This window comes from Pseudomonas urmiensis (assembly GCF_014268815.2).
Lineage (GTDB): Bacteria > Pseudomonadota > Gammaproteobacteria > Pseudomonadales > Pseudomonadaceae > Aquipseudomonas > Aquipseudomonas urmiensis.
In genome coordinates this window covers 1,963,873-1,984,820 of the sequence record NZ_JABWRE020000001.1, presented here as the reverse complement: position 1 = coordinate 1,984,820, position 20,948 = coordinate 1,963,873, and the positions used below count along the sequence as shown (strand labels likewise).

13 protein-coding genes are annotated in these 20,948 nt (G+C 64.3%); 2 read left to right on the top strand and 11 right to left on the bottom strand.

Annotated elements, in window-relative coordinates; genetic code table 11:
- Window positions 1–9 precede the first annotated feature (9 nt).
- The 3 genes from HU737_RS08775 to HU737_RS08765 all read right to left on the bottom strand — a co-directional run bounded on the left by HU737_RS08775 (window position 10) and on the right by HU737_RS08765 (window position 2,195).
- On the bottom strand, window positions 10–789 hold the full coding sequence (locus HU737_RS08775) for an alpha/beta fold hydrolase (RefSeq protein WP_186553276.1): 780 nt from the start codon (window positions 787–789) through the stop codon (window positions 10–12).
- Complete coding sequence (locus HU737_RS08770; protein ID WP_186553277.1) at window positions 786–1,205, bottom strand: VOC family protein; 420 nt, start codon at window positions 1,203–1,205, stop codon at window positions 786–788. The genes HU737_RS08775 and HU737_RS08770 overlap by 4 nt, the downstream gene beginning before the upstream one ends.
- Window positions 1,206–1,280: 75 nt before the next feature.
- Window positions 1,281–2,195 (bottom strand): alpha/beta fold hydrolase, encoded by a 915-nt coding sequence (locus tag HU737_RS08765; RefSeq protein WP_186553278.1) that lies wholly within the window; start codon window positions 2,193–2,195, stop codon window positions 1,281–1,283.
- Window positions 2,196–2,385: 190 nt separating this feature from the next.
- Between HU737_RS08765 and HU737_RS08760 the strand changes: the two genes are divergently transcribed.
- Window positions 2,386–7,245 carry a dermonecrotic toxin domain-containing protein gene (locus tag HU737_RS08760; RefSeq protein WP_186553279.1) on the top strand — a complete coding sequence of 1,620 codons (4,860 nt, stop codon included), beginning with the start codon at window positions 2,386–2,388 and terminating at the stop codon, window positions 7,243–7,245.
- A 12-nt stretch (window positions 7,246–7,257) separates the two neighbouring features.
- On the opposite strand, the gene HU737_RS08755 is transcribed toward HU737_RS08760, so the two are convergent.
- Window positions 7,258–9,729 (bottom strand): UvrD-helicase domain-containing protein, encoded by a 2,472-nt coding sequence (locus HU737_RS08755; RefSeq protein ID WP_186553280.1) that lies wholly within the window; start codon window positions 9,727–9,729, stop codon window positions 7,258–7,260.
- Between the two features lie 220 nt (window positions 9,730–9,949).
- Here HU737_RS08755 and HU737_RS08750 point away from each other — a divergent pair, with 220 nt between their 5' ends.
- Entirely contained in the window at window positions 9,950–10,648 is a 699-nt protein-coding gene (locus HU737_RS08750) for a pirin family protein (RefSeq protein WP_186553281.1), read from the top strand.
- 117 nt (window positions 10,649–10,765) lie between these two features.
- Here the strand turns inward: HU737_RS08750 and HU737_RS08745 are convergent, their stop codons facing one another.
- From HU737_RS08745 to HU737_RS08715, 7 genes are all read right to left on the bottom strand, one after another.
- Window positions 10,766–12,148 carry an MFS transporter gene (locus HU737_RS08745; RefSeq protein WP_186553282.1) on the bottom strand — a complete coding sequence of 461 codons (1,383 nt, stop codon included), beginning with the start codon at window positions 12,146–12,148 and terminating at the stop codon, window positions 10,766–10,768.
- A complete protein-coding gene (locus HU737_RS08740; RefSeq protein ID WP_186553283.1) occupies window positions 12,145–13,356 on the bottom strand; it encodes an acyl-CoA dehydrogenase family protein in 1,212 nt (403 codons plus the stop codon). Before HU737_RS08740 ends, HU737_RS08745 begins: the two co-directional genes overlap by 4 nt.
- A 10-nt stretch (window positions 13,357–13,366) precedes the next feature.
- Entirely contained in the window at window positions 13,367–15,079 is a 1,713-nt protein-coding gene (locus HU737_RS08735) for a dipeptide ABC transporter ATP-binding protein (RefSeq protein ID WP_186553284.1), read from the bottom strand.
- Window positions 15,076–15,939: an ABC transporter permease gene (locus HU737_RS08730; protein ID WP_186553285.1), complete on the bottom strand. Its 864-nt coding sequence runs from the start codon at window positions 15,937–15,939 to the stop codon at window positions 15,076–15,078. Before HU737_RS08730 ends, HU737_RS08735 begins: the two co-directional genes overlap by 4 nt.
- On the bottom strand, window positions 15,936–16,925 hold the full coding sequence (locus HU737_RS08725) for an ABC transporter permease (RefSeq protein ID WP_225915596.1): 990 nt from the start codon (window positions 16,923–16,925) through the stop codon (window positions 15,936–15,938). The genes HU737_RS08730 and HU737_RS08725 overlap by 4 nt, the downstream gene beginning before the upstream one ends.
- Entirely contained in the window at window positions 16,922–18,514 is a 1,593-nt protein-coding gene (locus HU737_RS08720; protein WP_225915679.1) for an ABC transporter substrate-binding protein, read from the bottom strand. Before HU737_RS08720 ends, HU737_RS08725 begins: the two co-directional genes overlap by 4 nt.
- 216 nt (window positions 18,515–18,730) lie before the next feature.
- On the bottom strand, window positions 18,731–20,896 hold the full coding sequence (locus tag HU737_RS08715) for a TonB-dependent receptor (protein WP_186553288.1): 2,166 nt from the start codon (window positions 20,894–20,896) through the stop codon (window positions 18,731–18,733).
- Window positions 20,897–20,948: the final 52 nt, after the last annotated feature.

The window sequence follows — 20,948 nt, the reverse complement described above, 5'->3', positions numbered from 1 at the left end:
ACGGCATGCTCAGGCCAGAAACTGCCTGACGGCGCTCAACACCACGTCTTCATGTTCGCGATGAGGCACATGCCCACAGCCGGGCAGCATCTGCATCACACTCGGTCCGCCGGCCATGGCGATGAAGCGGCGCGGATGGGCGTCGGAGCCGAACTCGTCCAGATCGCCGTGCAAACTGAGCAGTGGGCAGCGCACCTGGGCCAGCACTGCATCCAGATTCCAGCCGGCGAAAGCGTCGGACAACCAGTTGTCTACCCACGCGCGTAACACCCAGCGGGCCTTGTCACCGTGGTACTTGCTCAGCCGTTCGATCTGCCCAGGCTCGGCGAACTGGCGATCGGCGGCGCGAATCCCGGCAAGGGTGCGGGCCTCGACAAAGGCCTGGGCCGATTCGGTAATCAGCCCCTGGCAGTGCTCGGCAAAGCGTGCCGCGCAACTGATCGCCATGCCGCCACCGACGCTGTGGCCAAAGACGATGAACGCATCGATGCCCAGCTGGCTGCGCAGCGCGGTAAATTCCTGCTCGGCTTGCGCTTCGACAAAGCCTAGGCGCAGCTGGCCAGGGTGGCCATCGGAGCGGCCAAAGCCGAGCCGGTCATAGGCGATCACTCGATGCCCGGTAGCGCGCGCCAAGCGCTCGGGAAACTCGCGCCATAGCGCCACGCAGCCGAGCGAATCATGCAACAAGATGATCGGCACGCCCTGCTCGCCCTGGGGCGTCCAGTCCTGGGCGAACAACCGCCCCTGCGCAGTTGCGATCCAGTGCTGCCTGACCTGCAGCTGCATCATGGCTTGTCCTGCACCGGCCCTTTGAGCTCGACCTGGTTGCCGTCGGGATCGAAGCAGTACAGCGACAGCCCCTCCCCCTGGGCGCCGTAGCGCTTCTCGGCCGGTTCGACAATTACCCCAGCGGCTTTGAGGTAGTCGCTCAGCGCTTGCTCATCGAACGGCTCGATGCGCAGGCAGAAGTGATGCAGGTTGCGCCCCTGATCTGCGGCAGCGCGACCTCCCGGCAGCCCCAACGGGCCGTCGATGCGCACCAGGTCGATCATCGCGCTACCGGCGGCCAGGTGGACCATACCCAGGTCTTCGCGAATCCGACTGACCTGACAGCCGAGCAGGTCACGATAAAAGCCGATGCTGCGCTCAAGATCGCTAACCCGCAGGACTAGATGGTCTATCTGTTCGATGGTGAAAGGCCGCATGCCGCATCTCCCTATGGCGACGTGGAAACAAGTGCACCAACATAGCCCATCACAGCCTGCGGCAACAGACCCGTGTTACTCGTTGACCAGCCGCTGCACCGCCCCCTGCTCATGCCGGGCCAGTACTCGCAAGATCTGGTCGACCAGGGCGCGCTCAGGCGCCTCCAGGTGTAGATGATGCCCACCCGGATGCCAGGAGACCTTGGCCTGGCGCGGCAGAGCCGCCTCACGGCGGGCGAAACCGTCACCGGCAAACGCGCCCTGACGACCCAGCATCAGGTACAGCGGGCAGCTGACCTGCGCCAGCAGTGCGCAGGCTTCACCTTCGGTCAGCGGCATGGGTTCGGGCAATACCAGGCGCGGATCATGGCGCCAGCAGTAACCATCGCCGACCTGCAACAGGTCACGCAGCGCCAGTAGCCGCGCAGCGTCCTCCGACAAATTGCCATCGAGGCGACTACGGCGCTGCTGCAATGCCGCGTCAAGGCTGTCGAACTGGCTGCCATCCGGCTCGCTGAAGCCCTGCAAGCGACTGCGTCGCACCAAGCGCTTGAGTCGGTAGGCCTTGGCCAGATGCTGCACGCGATCATCCTCGGCCACGGTAAACGGCGCGCCCATGCCATCGAGCAGGATCATGCTGGCAATGCCACTGGTCATTGCCGCAAGCAGGGTGGCGATGCCACTGCCCATGCCATGGGCGATCAGATGAAACTGGCTTAGGCCGAGGCTGTCGACCACTGCCAGCATGTCTTCGGCATGCTCCCACAGGTAGTAGCCACTGTCGTGACGGCGGTGATCGGAGCGGCCATGACCGACCAGGTCGGGTGCCACTACGAAGCAGCCATCGAGCAACGGCGCCAGGCGTTCGAATGAGGCGGCATTATCCAGCCAACCGTGCAGGGCCAACACCGGGATACCGTCCTCCGGTCCCCAGGTACGCACGGCGATCTCGATGCCGTCGAGGTCTAGCAGGTGATCCTTGGGCCTCATGGGCACTCTCCATGACTGCGCCCGACGCCCACGCGCCAGGCCGGCAGCCTACCATCGCCTAGTGCGCCGCCAGCTGCTGGCCCGTCACCGACGGCGACATGCGCGACACCGACCCCGAGCGCTAGCTATGTACCGCAAGGCGTGGCAGCGATTACGGCTTGATGGGGCTCCACTTTTCAGGAGCACCCGCATGACCAGCACCCCCGCCTACCACCACGCGCAAATCGTGCGCACGCTGCCCGCGTGGAGCAAACAATTACACCCAAGCCACACCCGCAAGATGATCCAGAGCCTGCGCAACGACTACATCGACGAGCACGGCGTGCCCTATCCGTGGTTTGCCGGCGCTCGTCCTGATTGGCAGGATGGCGTACGCAGGGCTATAGCCAAGCGCAATGAAAGCCGCAAAGCTCTGCAACAGGCACTGGCACCGCTCAAAGGCATTAGCGAATTCTGCGCCCCCTTGCTTGAGCAACGGTTGGCCCTCGACATTCCAGTCGATCAAGCCCAGTACAGCTTTCAGCCCTTTGAAGACATCGGCGACAGCTGGGTATCTCCCATCGACGTTGAATACCCAGTGGCAACCGAGCGAGAGACCAACGTCAGCGCCACCCGCCCTAAGGGCTCACCACAGCTGCGCAGTTTGCTCGAGGCGGCGCTGCACAATTTCACCGGTATTTCCCAGGCAGGCCCCTACAGCACCCTGCAATACAGCGCCACAGACACTCGAACACTGCCCACACTGACAGTGGAGCGGTTCATCCAGCATTGCCGAACGCTGGACCTGGGTGCACATTATCAAGCGCATCTGGACGCCATCCATGGCGGCGTTGCCGGTGAGACGCTTGAGGCACTGATGTCAGAGGCGAACCGAGATGAACTGCGAGTCAGGGCTCGGATCGCCTCGTTGCAAGGGCTGCTATCGGCCCACGGCCTGGATGCCCTGCATCAGCTGAGCAACAATCTGCCGACGCCGCGTTACAACCAATCCGCCCTGCACTGCTGGCGACTAAGTTTGTTTGATATCGGCCTGCACGAAGTCCTGCTGATCGGCCCAGACCAACCCGACCAGATCAACCCGCTGATCCTCTATATCCCAGGCGATGATCAGGAACCGCTGCGCGAGTACCCGTCACTGCGCGAAGCTATGGCTCGTTTCAAAGCACAGCTGCTCAGAACTACGTTTCGCCGCCAGATCAATGCCCTTGCCCCCGGCCCACTCCAGCCTGCGCTGGCCAAAAAACTGCAACACGCGCTGTTCGAACGCCGCGAACTCAATGGCAGCGAGGTCCTGCATCCGCGTAGCGCCCCAAAAATTGTCCTGAGTATCACGCGCTTACCCATTCAGCCATGGACTACGCTGCACAAACTGCATGTACTGCGGCTCAAAGGCGATGCGGCATGCATCGCTGTGCCGACCGCAGCAGTGGACGCCCAAGCGCAACTGGAACGCCTGAAACATTGGTATGAGGTCGGCCTGAACGTACTGAACGTCGCCGCCATGTTCGTCCCGGGGCTGAATACTGTGATGTTGGCAGTCGGCGCCAGCCAGATCCTGCAAAGCGTCTTCCACGGCCTCCACGCCTGGGAAGCAGGCGAAACAGCCGAGGCTTTGGCGCAACTGGAATCGATCATGGTCAATCTTGCAGTCGTCGGTACCCTTGCTGGCGGGGCTGCAGTGATCAAGGCTTCCGGATTCGTCGATATCATGAAAAGGGTATGGATCGAGGGCGAGGAGCGACTGTGGTCAGCCAACCTCACTGGCTACCGCAGCCGTGTCGAGCTGCCCGCTTCGCTTGAGCCCAACGAGCAAGGCCAATATCTGCTTGATGGCAAGTACTACATCCGCTTGGACGGTGAACTCTATGAGCAGGTCAAAGCTGCCGATAACAGCTGGCGGCTGAAGCATCCCGAGGACGCACACGCCTACAGCCCGCAGCTGAACCACAACCAGCAAGGTGCCTGGCGCGTAGAGCATGAGCAGCCCATGGACTGGGACACTACGCGCCTGCTGCGTCGCCTTGGCCCACCCAGCGCAGACTTGTCTGATCAGCAACTACTCAGCGCAATGCGAAGCACGGGCCTTGACGAGGATGTCTTGCGTTACACCCATATGCGCGCAAAACCCGCACCGGCGCTGCTTGTAGACGCGCTCACCCGGCTCAGGCTTGACCACGAAGTAGACGACATCATTGTCCGCGTGGGTGACGGCCGCTCGCTCGCCGCCTACAAGAATTACGCGGTCCCGGCGCTGCTGGAACTGCCAAACTGGCCGCAGGACCACGCGATCCGCGTCTTTAATGGTCCTGAGTTATGGGGAAGCTCTACCCTGTATGGCCAAGGCAGTGTGGAAATCCAGCTGAATCGAACGAACTTGGAACAAGGCGAACTGGCCACGGCAGTGTTGAGTCAAATGGACGAACAAACTGCCAGCGCCCTGTTACCGAATACTTCCCAGGAACTACGCGCGCAAAACCTTCAGAAAAAGCTCGCTGATCACCTCAGTGGCCAGCACACAGCCATGTTCCAGAGCCTGTATCTGGGGCATCGCCCAGCGCTCAGTGAAGCCGCGCAGACACTGGGTCGCCAGTTCACCAGCCTGCCAGACCCTGCCCTTGAGGAAATCGTCGAGCACGCCACCCCACTTGAGCGCAAGCAGCTGGCTGGTCGTCGTGTGCCCTTGCGCATTGGCGAGGAAGCGCGGCGGCTGCAATCACGGGTGCGCCTGGACCGAGCCTTGATCGGCCTGCACCGTCCAACGCTGGCAAACGCCGACACACGCCTGTTGGAGGAAGCGCTCTTGGTTGAGCGACCGGATCTGGCCAATGCCACGCCAGCGCAGCTGTTTGCGCTACTGGCTAATGACCGCCCGCTGGCTGCCCGACTGCTTGGCCAGCAAGCGATCAGACCGGGCTTTCGTTCGCCCTTGCGCCTAAGCGATGGACGCGTGGGCTATCCCCTGAGCGGCAGACAAGGCACTAGCGCACGGCGTCTACGCGATTTGTACCCCGCACTAGACTCCCGCCAGCGCCAAACAATGCTCCAGCGGCTCACCCAGCGCGGCGATCTGGCCACGCAACTCAACGTCCTAGAGGAAGAATGGCGCAACCTTGATAGCAGCCTGAGTGCCTGGTCGCAGGCAGTCGGGGATGTGCGACGGGCAAGTCGCGAGGTGTTCAGTGATGCTGTGCGCAGCGCTTGGCGGCGGGAAACCGGCGCCACGTTGGAGGTGACATCCATTGAGCTGGAGACCTTGCCCCCACTGCCGGCGCGCATGGAGCACATTACTGCCATCACCGTGCGTGATGCGGGGGTGCGTCATATGGCCGAAGCGTTTCTGCAGAGCTTCCCCAATCTTGAGCGCTTGCGCGTCATCCAGAACCCTGAACTAGACAGTACAACCCTGTTTCAGGCGTTGCGCCGCAGCACGCGCCTGCGTGAGCTGGACCTGCGCAATAATCAGATGGCGACATTACCGGCAAATGCGCTGCCAACGCTGACGCAACTGCGGCAGTTACGCAGCCTGAGCCTGCGTCACAATGACTTGCGGTTGAGCGCGGAACAGTTGCGAGCGCTGACTCAGCTGCCCGTGGAATTGCTGGACCTAAACCGCAATGCCATCGAGCTCGATGCCAGCACAGCCCCCTACTTCCAGGACATGGTGCACCTGCGCCGTCTGGAACTCGCCGGCAATCCGCTGCGAATCGCCCCTGATGTACGTTACCTGGCGCGCCTGGAACATCTGAATCTGAGCAGAACCCAGTTGACCAGCTGGCCCGAAGGGCTGACCACCTTGATGAGTCAACGTAACTATCAACTGCGCCATCTTGACCTGAGTGACAACGCCATCCCCTTGGTACCTGACCTTGAGACTGTGCTTGCCACACCGTATGCGCAGGGCCTACGCGATGAGCGCGCCGGTCTGCGTTGGCACTTCAATTACAACAGGTTGCAGGAAGGTCAAGCCCTGCGGCTGCGTGAATCCAGCATCAGCGTTATCGAACACTCAGTGTCCGAATCAGAAAGCGAGGGTGGCTGGCTGGAGGCGGGTTCGGCGCAACAACGAGCGCGCGCTGAAGCGTTCATGATCAGCCTTGAGAATGAGCCGGTGGTCGATGTTCTGGATCGCCTGACACTTTCCGCCGAAGCCCTGCATCACCCGCAAGGCCTTTATCGTCGGGTGTGGGCGCTGCTGGGGCGTGTGACCGAAGATGACCAGTTGCGCCAACGCATCGTAGAGGTTGCGCGCGAGTACCCGGCAACCTGCGGCGACGCTGGGACCGATGCGTTCAGTGCGCTGGAACTGGAAGTTTTGGCCTTCGACGAAACCGAGTATGCCGATCTTGCGCCGCAATACAGCTTCAACTTCTACCGCAGGCTGTTCCGCCGCGCTCAGGTCAACGCTATAGCCGACAATATCGCCGTGCGCAGAGCGCTACGCCGGGCGGCCCTCGTGGACAACCTGCCAGAACTGCCAGAACTCGCCCCAGAAGACGCTATCAGCGACGAAGACCTGCGCAACTCGCTGGTTGACGACATCGAGATTCGGTTGGCCTTACGCCAGGCCCTGGCGCCCGAAGCCTTGCTGGACTTCCCTGAGCCAAGCCAGGGCATGCTCTATCGGCAGACGGCAATGATCACCAGCACCATCGAATACAACGTCGAGCAACGGGTTTACGAGCTCGATAGTGTGCCCGCCAACCGACATGAGTGGATGGTCCGCCACCCGACCTGGCAACTGTTTCTTCAGCGTGAATACGGCGACCAGCTAAGCGCCCTAACCGAAGCCTGGCTGCACGGCTCCAACTACCTTTCTGGCGTGTATGAGCTGACAGACGGGCCGCTCACCCCTGAGGTAACCCTGGCGCTGACCGCCGCGGTAGGGCACAGCCCTATTGAGGACGGCCAGTTGCGTCAGGCTGAGCTTGAGGGGCAAGCGCTGATCGATGCCTGGGCGTCGTTCAAGCAAGCGAAGGAGCGCGCTGAGCACGCACTCCAGCTGCGCCTGACCGCCGCCCTGGATCGTAACAACCGAGGGCCCAACAGCTAATCTGACATCCCACTACTGGCCGCGCAGGTCTTCGAAGAACACCTGCCGGCCATCAACCTGGCTGGAGGCACGCGGCAACTTGGCGGTCTCGCCAGAAGCCGCCTCCACATGCCAGTAGCAGTGCCTGACTGCGCGGGTCACCGCCACGTAGGCCAGGCGCTGCACTTCTTCTTTCTGCGCGGTATCGAACGGCTGGGCGTCGCCAGCGCGGCCAAGATCGGCCAGACGATAGACCTGGTTCTTGTACGGCGAGCTGGTCAGGTACTGGCAGTCGCCGAGCATGAACACCGCATCGGCCTGCAAGCCCTTGGCGCTGTGGTAGGTCAGTTGGCGCAGGCGGCGCTGCTCGGCTGGCAAGCTAGAATCAGCTTTAACTACAGCCTGAATATGCTCTGAAATCAGTAACTTATCGCTACTTTTTCGAAACAATATCATCACCGATTCGCCGCGCTCGTAGTGCTCGATCACGGTCTGTCCAAAGGCCGCCTCATCACGATCGAAAATCCGCACCGGTGACAACGGCAGCGCTGCCGCCACGCCGCTGGCTCGGGCCTTCTTGCCGGCAATCGCCTGCGCGCCTTTGACCAGATGCTCAGCGGCATCGATAACCTGCTGCTGGCTGCGGTAGTTCTCCACCAGCATCACCCGGGTATTGGCCGGTGACGGGAAGGTCTTGGTGAACTCCATGAAAAACTTCGGCGAGCTGCCGCGCCAGCCATAGATCGACTGCCAGTCATCGCCCACGCACAGCAACGATGAATGCTGGGCGCTACGCCCCACATGCATCGCCGGGCCGCGCCGGCGAATCTCGGCGAGGCTGGCGCGCAGCCAGCTGACGATCTGCGGCGAGACGTCCTGGAACTCATCGATCATCAAATGCGCCAGCGGGCGCAGCAATGGATCGGGCAGCAGTTGCAGGTTCTCTGGGTTGTTCTCGCCAAACAGGGCAAACATCCGGTTGTAGGTCATGACCGGAGGCGACTGGGCCAGCAGGTGCGCTTCCAGGGCTCGCCAGTACAGCGCCAAGGCCTCGAAGAATTGCCCATCGCTGTCACCGGGCGGGAAGCTCATGGCGGTAACCGCGCCGCCCACTTCCAGGCCGAGGTTTTCGATGAAGCTCGCAGCCGCTACGAAAGCATCCAGCAAGGGCGCCGGCGCCAGCTCGCCCTTGACCTTGTATTCAAAGCCAGGCCCGGCTACAGCGTCGCCCGCCAAGGAGACTGCCAGGCGCTTAGCCGATGCATAATTATCAAGCCATATCAGTGGCTTATCGCAGAAAGCTTGAAACAAGGTGCGTTTTACCGCCCACTCTGCGCGCACCGCAAGCTTGGCCCCCGGGCGCTGATACTGAGCACTTTCATTAGGGTCGAAGCCCAGCACCACCCACCCATCCTGGCCTTGCAAACGCCCATGCACATGGAAGCTGTAGCCTCGAATCTGCACGGTTTCGCGGCATGGCTCGATGCCCTTGATCGGCCAGGCACCGGCAGCGAACCACAGATCCTCGATCACGTCGCACAGCTCTTCGTCGCGCTGAGCGGCCAATTGGGTCACCTGCACGCGCTTTTGCACGTCGGGGTGGTCCGGGTCCAGCGGCTTGAGCTGCAAGGCCTCGCGGCGCAAGGCGCCTATCAGCTCGGCGAAACGCGGGCTGTCGCGCAACAGGTCGCGATAACACAGGTTGAGCTGCTGGCGCTGGGCATCGTTCAAGCGCAGGTCGAACGGGTTGCTGTCGGCGGCGTCCTCACTGCCAGCGGGCATCTCGTTGCCCAGGGTTTCGAAGGCGCGTAGTTGGCCAAAGCCAGGCAGGCTGCGAACCAGCGGCAGGATCCGCGAATGGAAGGTACGCACCAGCTCGCGAGCGCTGACCGCTGGCAAGTCGAGCTGCCAAAGCGCGAACACCTGTTGCAAGCGCTTGATGAAGTCTTTGCGCGACTCACGCGTGAAGGTCACCACGGTCATGGCGTCGAGCTCATAGCCCAGGTAATGGCGCAGCAACAGGATGCGCAGTACCAGCGAGGTCGACTTGCCCGCGCCCGCCCCGGCCACCACACAGGTTGACGGCGTATCGCTGAAAATCAGCTTCCACTGCGCAGCGCTAGGCTGGGCCTCGGCCGGGAGGCGCTGGGCCACATCAGCCTTGAAGCGCTTTTTCAGCTCGGCGCTCAGCGGCAGGCGCCAGTCATCGAACAGTTTGTCGTCCTGGCCGGGTACCCCAGGGTTTTCGGGGCGAGTATCGCGGATCACCAGAACCTGGCGCCCGGCCTCATAGCCCTCGGCCCGGCCACGCTCGTAACCCTCGCGCAGGCCATCGGTATGGCCGCTGCGCTGGCCAGTGGCGTGGCCGAGGAACCAGGAGTCGCGGTGCTGCGCTTGCAGACGACTCAGGCCACGGCCCAACAGGCGTGCCGCCAGACGCCGAAACCAAGGCAGTTGGGCAGGCGGAGACAGGTCCGCTGGGACAGGGGGCTGCTCGTGTGGCACGGTCACTCCGTTGAAAATCCAATCAGCTGTGCATGTTCGCCGTATCCGCCACAAATCACCAGCGAATGCTTGAAGATCAGTGAATTAGGCGATGAAACGCATAAAACACCGCACCTTTAAATATCTATAATTACGATCATATTTAGCCGATATTTACGCTTATTTTCGATCATTCAATCGCGCATCATGGCCCCATTCCACCGACTCAAGGAGCACGATCATGCTGCAACTGCGACCCTTCGATACCCTCGGCCATGCCAACCACGGCTGGCTCGACGCCCACCATCACTTCTCGTTCGCCGAATACTACGATCCGGCCCGGATGCACTGGGGCAACCTGCGGGTGTGGAACGACGACCTGATCGCCGCCGGCAGTGGCTTCCCGCCACATCCGCACCGCGACATGGAAATCATCACCTATGTGCGTGAAGGCGCCATCACCCATGAAGACAGCCTGGGTAACAAAGGCCGTACCGAGGCCGGTGACGTCCAGGTGATGAGTGCCGGTAGCGGCATCGTGCACAGCGAGTACAACCTGGAGCAGGTCGATACGCGGATCTTCCAGATCTGGATCATTCCACAGCGGGTCGGCGATGCGCCGTCCTGGGGTACCCGGCCATTCCCTAAAGGCCAGCGCGGCGAAGGCTTCGTGACCCTGGCCAGCGGTCGCGAGGGCGATGAGCAGCAACTGCGCATCCGCACCGATGCGCGCCTGGTGGCGGCTACCTTGCAAGCTGGGGAAAGCGCAGAGTACCGCTTCGACCAGGGCCGCCGTGGCTACCTGGTGCCGGCCAAGGGCGCGGTCGAGGTCAATGGGGTACGGGTCAATGCCCGGGATGGCCTGGCGATCGAGCAGGAAGCGCTGTTGACCGTCACGGCGATCGAGGACAGCGAGATCGTCCTGGTCGATGTAGCCTGATCACGATGCCCTTTAACACCTCATCGCGGGGCAAGCCCGCTCCCACACGATCCGCGTTGTTCGCCGATTGTGTAGGCGCGGGCTTGCCCCGCGATGAGGCCCTGGAGGCCGCTTACCTCAATTGGCCAAACGCCGAAACACCATCCCCGATACCCCGCACAACCCCGCACACACCAGCATGACCGTGGTGACATCCGCCACCGACGTCTCCGCCCTTCCGTCCACCCCCGCCAACACCCCCAGCATCAACCCCGCCAGGCTCACCGACATGGCCATGGTCAACTGCCCCGACATCGACGAAAGCGAGGTGGCAGCAGCCGAGCGCTCCCCCGGCACGTCCTGATAGCTTGCCGCCCCCAGGGTGGAAAACTGCAACGAGCGCACCAGCCCTGCGACGAACAACACCAGCGCCATCAACCAGATCGCCGTATCCCGGTCGAACCAGGCGCACAGGGCAATCCCAGCGCCACTGAGCACGGCATTGCAGCTGAGCACCTGGCGATAGCCGTAACGGCGCACCAGCGGCACTGCCAGTAGCTTCATCAACAAGGCGCCGACGCCGCCGCTGACCACCAGCCAGCCCGCAGCCATCGGGCTCATGCCCAGGCAGTTTTGCAACAACAGCACCAGCAGGAAGGGTTGCGCCGCCGAACCGAGGCGAAACAGCCCGCCGCCGGCCTGGGTCACGCCAAAGCTGCGCAGGCGCAGCAGCGACAGGTCAACCAGCGGATTGGGATGGCGCCGCGCATGCAGCAGGTAACCCAAGGCGCAAGCCACGCCGCCGCCGATCAAGGCCAAGGCCCACATCCGTGGCAGTTGGCCCAGCCCGAGCGACTCCAGGCCCAATACCAGCATGGCCAGTGCGCCGCCACTGAGCAGCAAGCCGCGCCCATCCAGCGGTGGCACCGCGCGCGGGGGAAAGTCAGGAACGTGCTTGAGGATCAGCAGGCATCCCAGCAGGCAGATCGGCAAGTTGATCAAGAAAATCCAGTGCCACGACAGCGCCGTCACCAACAAACCGCCCAGCAACGGCCCCAGCAGCGGCCCCACCAAGGCAGGCAAGGCCAGCCAGGACATGGCCTGGAGCAATTGCTCGCGGCTCGACCAGCGCAGAATGATCACCTGCCCCACCGGCGTCATCAGCGCCCCCGCCGCGCCCTGCAACATGCGTCCCAGGCACAGCTGCCAGAGCGACTCGGCCAAGGCGCACGCCAGTGATGCAGCGGTGAACAGCCCCATTGCCAGCAACATCACCTGACGCGGGCGAAAGCGCTCGGCGGCCCAGCCGCTGAGCGGCACGCACAGGGCCAAGGCCAGCATGTACAGCGACACCACCAGGTTCATGCGCAGGCCCGGCTCGCCAAAATCCGCCGCCATGCTCGGCAGCGCGGTCATCACCGCGGTGCTGTCGAGCAATTCCATGAACAGTGCGGCGCCGATGATCACCGGCACCTTGGGGCTTTGCAGATGGCCGACCAGGGCGGCCGGCTGTGCCGTCAAAACAGCCCCGAGACAGGTGGCCGGGTGCCTTTGAGTTGCCAGGCGCCCACCACCGCCGCCTTCCAGTGACGCGGGTTGTGGTTGGCCACGGTGCGGGCATTGCGCCAGTGTCGATCGAAGTTGTGCTGGCGGCCAGTGGTCGAGGCGCCGCCGACGTCGAACAGCGTTTCGGCGGCTTTGAGGGCCAACTCCGCCACCAGGTATTGGGCTTGCGCCACGTCCAGGGCGGCCTGCTCGACTGCGGCTTCGTCAAGCTGTGCGGTCCAGGCCCGGTCGATGCTCGCTGCTGCCTTGAGCACCAGCGCCTCGGCGCCAAAGGCGCGCGCCGCGATATCGCCTACCGACAGCTCGACGTAAGGGTCATCGACCGAGCGGCTGGCGCTGCTGTGCTTGATCGGCCGGGCGTGCTCGCGGGCAAACTGACTGGCATCGTTCAAGGCATTGCGGGCGATCCCGGCCAGCACGGTGCCGAGAAACAGCTGCAAGAACGGCGTGACGATGGTGCGCTGGCCGTCTTGCACCGTGCGCGTGCGGATATCACTGGCCTCGACCCGCACGTTGTGCAAATGGGTGGTGCCGCTGGCGGTCAGGCGTTGGCCCATGGCGTCGAAATCGTCGACCAGCTCCAGGCCTTCACGGTCACGCGGCAGGATGAACGACACCGGTTGTTCGTCCTCATCCAAGGCCACCGCGCTGACATAGTCGGCGAACAGCGCCCCGGTGCTGTAGAACTTGCTGCCGTTGGCGCGGAAATGGTCGCCCTCGCGCACCAGGCGTGCGGCGATGGCGCCATTGGCGCCGCCCAGTTCCCAACCGGCATTGCCAATCACCGCGCCCTCAAGGTAGCGGGCGAACCAACGCTCACGCTCCTGTTCGGCGCCTTCGGCGGTTGCGGCCAACAGCCCCTCGACGAAGGCAAAGCCAGGGCGCAGGGCTTGGGCAACGTTGGAGTCGACCGAGGCCACCTGCAGCAACAGCTCAATCACATCGCTGACACTGCCGCCCGGGCCGCCGTATTGCTGGGGAATGCGCACGGTGTACAGCCCAGCGGCGGCGAGCTGGGCGATGGCCGCATGCGGCAGGCTGCGCTCGCGTTCGCGCAGGGCAGCGCCAGCGGCGATCTCCGGCAGCAAGACTGCGATACGCGCTTTGAGTGCGGCGACAGTGGCAACGGGCGCCTGGGCAGGGAAACGTTGAAAGGTGGTCATGGGGCAGTCCTTAGATGGCAATTTTCCACAGTCGTGATTCATCGAACAGGTCGAAGGCTTCGTGTTCCAGGTCCAGCGGCGGCACTACCAGTTCGGCGCCGGCGCCCGGCAGGCGCGGTACCGAGCCGAGCAGGCGGCGGGTGTATTCATGTTCAGGGCGCTCGAACAGCTGCTCGACGGGCGCCTGCTCGACCACCTGGCCATGGCGCATCACCAGCACGTCGTCGCTGACATGGCGGATCACCCCCAGGTCATGGGAGATGAACAGGTAGGCCAGGCCCAACTCGTCCTGCAGGTCAGCCAGCAAGTCGAGCACCTGGGCCTGCACCGAGACATCCAGCGCCGAGACCGGCTCGTCGCAGATGATCAGGCGGGGTTCGCTGGCAATCGCCCGGGCGATCGCCACCCGCTGGCGCTGGCCGCCCGACAGTTGCAATGGCCGGCGCTGGGCAAGCTCTGCTGGCAGGCGCACCTGGTTAAGCAGCAAGGCTATGCGCGCCGGTCGCGCGGCAGTATCGATACCCGCCACTTGCAGGGCATCGTCGAGGATCTGCGCCACGCTCCAGCGTGGGTCGAACGAGCCGAGCGGGTCTTGGTAGATCACGCTGATCTGGCGCCGCAGCGGCCGTCGGCTGGCTTCGCTGACCGCCTCGCCCGGCAAGTTCCAGGGCTGGCCGCGGTACAGCACCTGGCCCTCGTCGGGGCTCAGCAGGCCCAGGGCGATACGCGCGACGGTGGTCTTGCCAGAGCCGGATTCACCGACGATGCCCAGGGTGCGCCCGGCGCGCAGGGTGAAATCAACCCCCTGCACCACTTGCCGCACCAGGCCATCGGGGCCGGCATAGCGCTTGCCCAGGCCGCGCCCTTGCAACAATACATCGCCATGCCCGCGGGCAACGGCGGGGCGGGTTACGCCCGCTGGCTGTGGCGACAGCCGCGTACCGCGCGGGTGCTCGGCCGGCACTGCCGCGAGCAAGGCCTGGGTGTAGGCATGCCGGGGCTGGCGCAAGACCTGCTGCATCGGCCCCTGCTCCACCACCTCGCCGTGGCGCAGCACCAGCACCTCGTCGGCCAGCTGGGCGACCACCGCCAGGTCATGGCTGATGATCAACAGCGATGCGCCACGCGCCTTGATCTGCTGGAACACTTCAAGGATTTGCGCCTGCACCGTGGCGTCCAGGGCCGTGGTCGGCTCATCGGCGATCACCAGCGCAGGGTCAAGGGCCAGCGCGCTGGCGATTAGCGCGCGTTGGCGCAGGCCGCCAGACAGCTGCCCCGGGCGCTGACGGGCGCGCAGGGCAACGTCCGGCACGCCGACCCGCTCCAGCAGCTCCAGCACCCGCGCATTGCGCTGCTGGCGGTCGCCGTAGCGATGGGTCTGCAGCACTTCGAGGATCTCCTTGCCGACCGGGCGCAAGGGGTCGAGCGAAACCAACGCATCCTGCAGCACGAAACCGATGTCCTTGCCGCGCACCTGGCGCCATTGGCGTTCGCTCAAATCGAGCAGGTCATGGCCGGCAAAACTCAGCTGGCGCGCGGTCACTTCACTGTTGGGCCCGGTCAGCCCGACCAGGCTACGCGCGCTGACGCTCTTGCCCGAGCCCGATTCACCGACCAGCGCCACGCAGCGCCCCGGGGCCAGGGTGAAGCTCACGTCGCGGACCACGCTGTTGCCGGCGAAGGACACCGTCAGGCCCTCGACGATCAGGGTCTTGTCAGTCATGGCAGGCGGCCCTCCAGGCGTTGTTGGATATAGCGGCCGGTCACCGTGGTGGCCAAGGTGGTCAGCACGATGAACAGCCCTGGGAAGAAGGTCAGCCACCAGGCGTTGGCGATGAAGTCGCGGCCCATCGACAGCATGGTGCCCCACTCCGGTGCCGGTGGCCGGGCGCCAAGGCCGAGAAAACTCAAGGCCGAAGCCCAGACGATGGCCTGGCCGACGCCCATGGTCAGGGTCACGATCAGCGGCCGCATGGCGTTGGGCAGGAGCTGGCGCACAATGATCCGCGAGGTCGGATGGCCGAGCGCCCGCGCCGCTTCGATGTAGCCGGCATTGCGCACCGCCAGCACCTGGCCGCGGACCATCCGCGCATAGCCCGGGGCGCCGCCCAGGCCGGTGGCGACGATCAGCGGGCCGATGCCGCTGCCGAACACCGCCACGAACAGCAGCGCCAGCACCAGGCTGGGAAAGGCGAACAGCACTTCCAGCAACCAGCCGACCCCACGGTCGAGCTTGGCCCCGCCCAGCCCCCCAAGCAGCCCCAGGCTGATGGCGATGGCCATCGACAAGGCCGTGGCCGCCACACCGATCAGCAGGCTCTGGCGGGCACCGTGGATGACCCGGGCGAAGATATCGCGACCGGACTGATCGGTGCCCAGCCAGTGCGCCCAGCTCGGCGGCTGGAACGCTTCGCGGGGCACGATGGCCAGTGGGTCGATATGGGTGAACAGCTGCGGCGCCAGGGCCGCCAGCAGCAACCCGGCGAGAAACACCAGGGCCAGGCTCGCACCCAGCGGCGGCAGGTGCAGCCGCCGTTGCCGGCGCAGCGGGGCCTGCGCCCGCTCAAGGATCAGTTCGCTCATGGCTTGGCCTCCTGTTGACGGGGATCGATCCACTGGTAGAGCAAGTCGACCAGAATGTTGGCCAGCACGTAGCCGGCAGCCACCACCAGGCTGATGCCGATCACCAGTGGCAGGTCCTGCACTTGCACCGCTTGATACAGCTGACGGCCGACGCCTTTGCGCGAGAAGATCACCTCGCACACCACCGCGCCGCTGATCAGCGCGCCAATCGCCCAGCCGGACAACGACACCCCCGGCAGCAGCGCATGGCGCAGGGCATGCCGAAAGCGCACGGCCAGGTCGCTCAAGCCGCGGCTGCGGGCGGTGAGGATGAACGGCTGGTCCAGGGTCAGTTCGAGCGATTCGCGGGTTACCTGGGCAATGAAGCCGGCCAGCGGGATGGCCAGGGAAAACGCCGGCAGCACCAGGCTCGCCAAGCTGTCGCTGCCCGCCGGCGGGAACCAGCGCAGGCCAAAGGCGAACACCGCCAGCAGCACCACGCCGAGCCAGAAGTGCGGTAATGCCGCGCTCAGGGTTTCGGCCATCGACGCCAGGCCACCGACCAGCCTGCCGCGCCCGGCGGTCACCACCGTCAGCAGCAACACCAGCAACCAGGCCAGCAGCAGCGCCGCCACGGTCAGCTCAAGGGTTGCCCCGCCCTGCTCGGCCAACACCTGGGTCACCGGCTGGTGTTGCGAGTAGGACACGCCCAGGTCGCCCTGTAGCAGGCGGCCGAGGTAGAACACGTACTGCACCGCCAGCGGCTGGTCCAAGCCGTATTCCTTGCGCGTGGCTTCGATCGTCTCCGGGCTTGGGTTGGCGCTGGGACCGCCGAGGATCGCCAACACCGGATCGCCCGGCATCAAGCGCAGGGCGAAGAAGGTCAAGCTGGCCACGGCCCACAGCACCAGCACGCCACCGGCCAGGCGGATGACGGCGCGTCGGCCCAGGGCGGCCAGGCGTTCGCGGCGTGGGTCGGTCACTGCCAGGGAAGTTGCGCTGCTCATTTGCTCACCCATGCGTCATACAGATAAGTCACCGCCAACGACGGCTCCAGGCGCACGCCGTGGGCGGTCTTGTAGATGCCCAGGCGCGTGCTTTGCGGGTAGGTGTTCAGTTGCAGGTACTGCGCGGCCGCCTGCTGTTGCGCCCGGTGATAGAGGGCCCGGCGCTGCTCGGGGTCCTGGGTGGCCAGGGCGCTTTCGAGCAAGGCATCGAAGCCGGGGTCGGCATAGCCCGAGGAGTTCTGGTGGTAGCCACCGACGCCCGCAGGCTGGACGAACGCCGAGCTGAAGATGATCCGCAGCACATCGGGGGTATTGGTATTCCAGTAGCCGGTGCGGATGTCGTAGTCCCAGGCCGCCTGGCGCGCGGTGACCTGGGCGTCGCTCATCTGGTCCAGCACCAGCTCCAGGCCGACCTGGCGGGTGGTGGCCTGGACCTGCTCCCACAAGGTCAGCTCCGAGGGCGGTGTGCGCGCGCCGATCAGCACGGTGGCGCTCAGGCGCTTGCCATCCTTGGTGCGGTAGCCGTCGGCGTCGCGCCCGGTCCAGCCAGCTTCATCGAGCAACTTCGCCGCACGGGCCGGCTGGTAATTCTGGCTGTCTTCGAAATCGCCGCTGTAGAACGGCGTGGCCACGCTCAGTGGCCCGGCAGCACGCGGAAACTCGCCAAAGTAGACACTCTTGAGCGCGCCCTCGACATCAGCGCTGCGCACGAACGCCTCGCGCACCCGGATATCGTCGAACGGCGCACGGCGCATGTTGAAGGTGCCGTTGGTGGGGTTGCCAGGGCGCTGGGCGACGATCAACTCAACGTCTGGGTTGCGCCGCGCGGCTTCGTGGGATTCCGGCGGCAGGGTTTCGATCACATCCACCTCGCCCGCCTGCAGCGAGGCAAAACGCACCGAAGGCTCCTGGATGAACTTCCAGACGATCCGCTCCAGATACGCTGGGCCTTGATGCTTGGCGGTAGGCGGCGCCCAGTTGTAGTCCGGGTTACGGACCAGCTCGACCTGGTTCTGCCGGTCCCAACGGGCCACCTTGAACGGGCCGCTGCCCACGGGGCTTTCGCAGTTCTGGTCACGGCTGCGCTTGAGCGCGGTGGGTGACTGGATACCCAGAAAGCCCTGGGCCAAGACTTCGAGGAACGCCGCATAGGGCGTGGCCAGGCGCACCACGGCGGTGTAGTCGTCGATCACATCGGTGCCACGGTACTGGCGGATATAGCCGCCGGCCGTGCTCGATTGGGTCTTGGGATCGGCCATATGGTCGAGGTTGGCCTTGACCGCCTCGGCGTTGAATGGCGTGCCGTCGGTGAAGCGCACGTCGCGGCGCAGGTGGAAGGTGTAGCGCAAGCCGTCGGCGGACACCTCCCAGCGGGTCGCCAGCCACGGGCCGATACGCCCGTCGCTGTCCATCGACACCAACGAGTCGAGGTACTGCTGGGCGACGAACACCTGGGGCATGTCGCCGGCAACGTGCGGGTCGAGGCAGGTCGGCTCGCGGTCGGTTGCGTAGACCAAGGTGCCGCCATGCACCGGCTGGTCGCTGTGGACCGTACGCTGCTCGGCGCGCTCGCAGCCGACCAGGGCCAAGGCGGCACATAGCGGGATCAGGGGAAGGATTGGATGATTCAAGGTCGCTCCTGCGCAAGGCCCAAGGATGGTCAATGGGCTATTGCAGGAGTTGTGCCGGGTTCAAGGGCCTGATTTTATTGGGGTTGGCGACGTTTTCAGTGAATGAGGGCGGGCAAAGTGTAGGGCTGCTGTTGGCCTGCCAACAGTTGCCGCCTCATCGCCAATCGACGCCACTTAAAAATCGATCGAGCCTGAGAACTTCACCAACCGCGGATCGCCCTGGGTCAGGTAACCACCATTGGCCGAGGCCCAGTAATTCTTGTCGGTGAGGTTCTCCACATTGACCCGCAAGGTGATGTCCTTGCGCTGCACGCTAAAGCGATAGCGCGCGCCGACATCGAAGCGGTTCCAGGTCGGCAGGCTGAGCGTGTTGCCAGGGTCGGCATACTGCCCGCCAGTGCGCAGCATGCGCGCATTCAGCGCCAGCCCCTCAAGCCCCGGCACATCCCAGTCGACGCTGGCGTTGAGCTGGAAGGTCGGCACCCCGACGGCGTGGTTGCCGTCATTGCTGCCATCCAAGGTGTTTTTCAACTCGGTGTCCATGCGCGTGCCGCCGGCCATCAGCCGCAAGCCGGCAATCGGTTCGCCGAACACGCTCAGCTCCACGCCCTTGTTGATCTGCTCACCATCCTGGACGAACACGTTGCCCTGGACAAAGCCATCAGTGGGCCGCTCGATGCGATAAACCGCGAGGTTGGCGCCAAAGCGCTGATAGTCGAACTTGACCCCGGCTTCGACCTGCTTGGTCTCGGCGGGCGCAAATACCTCGCCGGCATTGATCACCTGCCCTGAAGCCGTTGCGCCCTGGGCCAGGCCTTCGATGCGGTTGGCGTACAGCGAGATCGACGGATTGAGCTTGTAGACGATGCCATACACGGGCGTGGTGACCGCTTCATCGTAGAAGGCATTGCGCCCAGCATCCGCGCCCTCGCCGTCATAGGCATAGCCCTCGACCCGCAGTTGCTGGCGGCGCACCCCTGCGGTCAGCAGCAGGGTGTCGTCGAACAGGCCCACGGTATCGGAGATGGCGATACTGCGGTTGCGGGTTTTGCCGGTCACGCCCGGGTCGTCCAGCTTGCCGCCGACGAAGGTCGGCGTGGTCGGTTTGGGTAGCGGGTCGGTGTGGTAGATGTTGGTGTCTTGCGAGTTATAGAAGACGAAGGCGTTCTCCTGTTGGGTCCAGATACTTGCCGCGCCGATATTCAGCTGATGGCTCAGCGGCCCGGTCTGGAAGCGGCCGTTGATGCCGGCCATGAGGGTCGTGTTGTCCTCGTTATGGGGGATCTTGGAGCCACCGATAGTCGCCGCGCCGCTGCTGTCGGTAAGGATCGGCGTACCGTAGAAGCCATTCTCGTGGGTGTGCTTGGCACCACCGGCCAGGTAGCCGCTCCAGTTGTCGTTGAAATCATAGTCGCCGCGGACCATGCCGAAGGTGTCCTCGGTTTCGGTCCAGGCCCACTCCTGGCCGTAGTTGTGATCGGCGTCGGGGGCGCGTGGAATATCCGTCAGGCCGCCGCCCAGGCGCACCGAGTTGCGCATGTGGTTGACCCGCTGTTTCTGATAGCCGAAGTCGGTCGAGAGCTTGAAGTTGTCGCCACGGTAATCCAGGCCGATCATGAACAGCTTGCTGCGCTGGTCCTGATCATCCACCGCGGTTTCACCCTCGCGCTGAGACAGGTTCAGGCGCACGCCCAAGCGGTTGTCCGCGCCAAATCGCTGACCGAGGTCCAAGTGCTCGCCCAGGCGCCCATCGCTGCTGATGTCCTGGGTGTAGCGACGCGTTGGCGTGTCGCCGGCGCGCTTGGGTTGCAGGTTGACGTTGCCGCCCAAGCCGGTGCCGGTGGGGCTGGCGCCATTGAGAAAGGCGTTGGGGCCTTTGAACACCTCGACGCGCTCGACGGCATCAGGCGAGATCATCTGCCGCGGCAGCACGCCGTACAGCCCGTTGAAGGCGACGTCATCGCCATTGAGCGGCAGGCCGCGAATGACGAAGACCTGCGATTGGTTGCCGAAGCCGAACGACTGGCGCACCGAGGGATCGTTGAGCAGCACGTCGCCGATGTCTTCGGCCTGTTGATCCTCGATCAGCTGCGCGGTGTAGCTGGTCATGGTAAAGGGCACGTCCATCATGTCCTGGTTGCCCAGGATGCCCATCTGCCCACCGCGCGCCACTTGGCCGCCGGCAAATGCCTCGGGCAATTGGCTGGGTGATGGCTTGGCTGCCTCGGCGTTGACCGCGGTGGCATCGAGTTCGATAGGGCCGTCGGCCGCCTGGGCGTTGACGGCGAGGGAACAGCACAGGGCCAGCAAGGTCGGACGAACAGGGCAAGGTCGCGCCATGGAAAGCTCCGCAAGCGGTAGAGGGACGCCTTCCTGGCAGATGAGAAATGGA

Coding starts and splice junctions, on each gene's coding strand:
- HU737_RS08775 (WP_186553276.1), bottom strand. CDS start 789: ATGATGCAGCTGCAGGTCAGGCAGCACTGGATCGCAACTGCGCAGGGG.
- HU737_RS08770 (WP_186553277.1), bottom strand. CDS start 1,205: ATGCGGCCTTTCACCATCGAACAGATAGACCATCTAGTCCTGCGGGTT.
- HU737_RS08765 (WP_186553278.1), bottom strand. CDS start 2,195: ATGAGGCCCAAGGATCACCTGCTAGACCTCGACGGCATCGAGATCGCC.
- HU737_RS08760 (WP_186553279.1), top strand. CDS start 2,386: ATGACCAGCACCCCCGCCTACCACCACGCGCAAATCGTGCGCACGCTG.
- HU737_RS08750 (WP_186553281.1), top strand. CDS start 9,950: ATGCTGCAACTGCGACCCTTCGATACCCTCGGCCATGCCAACCACGGC.
- HU737_RS08740 (WP_186553283.1), bottom strand. CDS start 13,356: ATGACCACCTTTCAACGTTTCCCTGCCCAGGCGCCCGTTGCCACTGTC.
- HU737_RS08735 (WP_186553284.1), bottom strand. CDS start 15,079: ATGACTGACAAGACCCTGATCGTCGAGGGCCTGACGGTGTCCTTCGCC.
- HU737_RS08730 (WP_186553285.1), bottom strand. CDS start 15,939: ATGAGCGAACTGATCCTTGAGCGGGCGCAGGCCCCGCTGCGCCGGCAA.
- HU737_RS08725 (WP_225915596.1), bottom strand. CDS start 16,925: ATGAGCAGCGCAACTTCCCTGGCAGTGACCGACCCACGCCGCGAACGC.
- HU737_RS08715 (WP_186553288.1), bottom strand. CDS start 20,896: ATGGCGCGACCTTGCCCTGTTCGTCCGACCTTGCTGGCCCTGTGCTGT.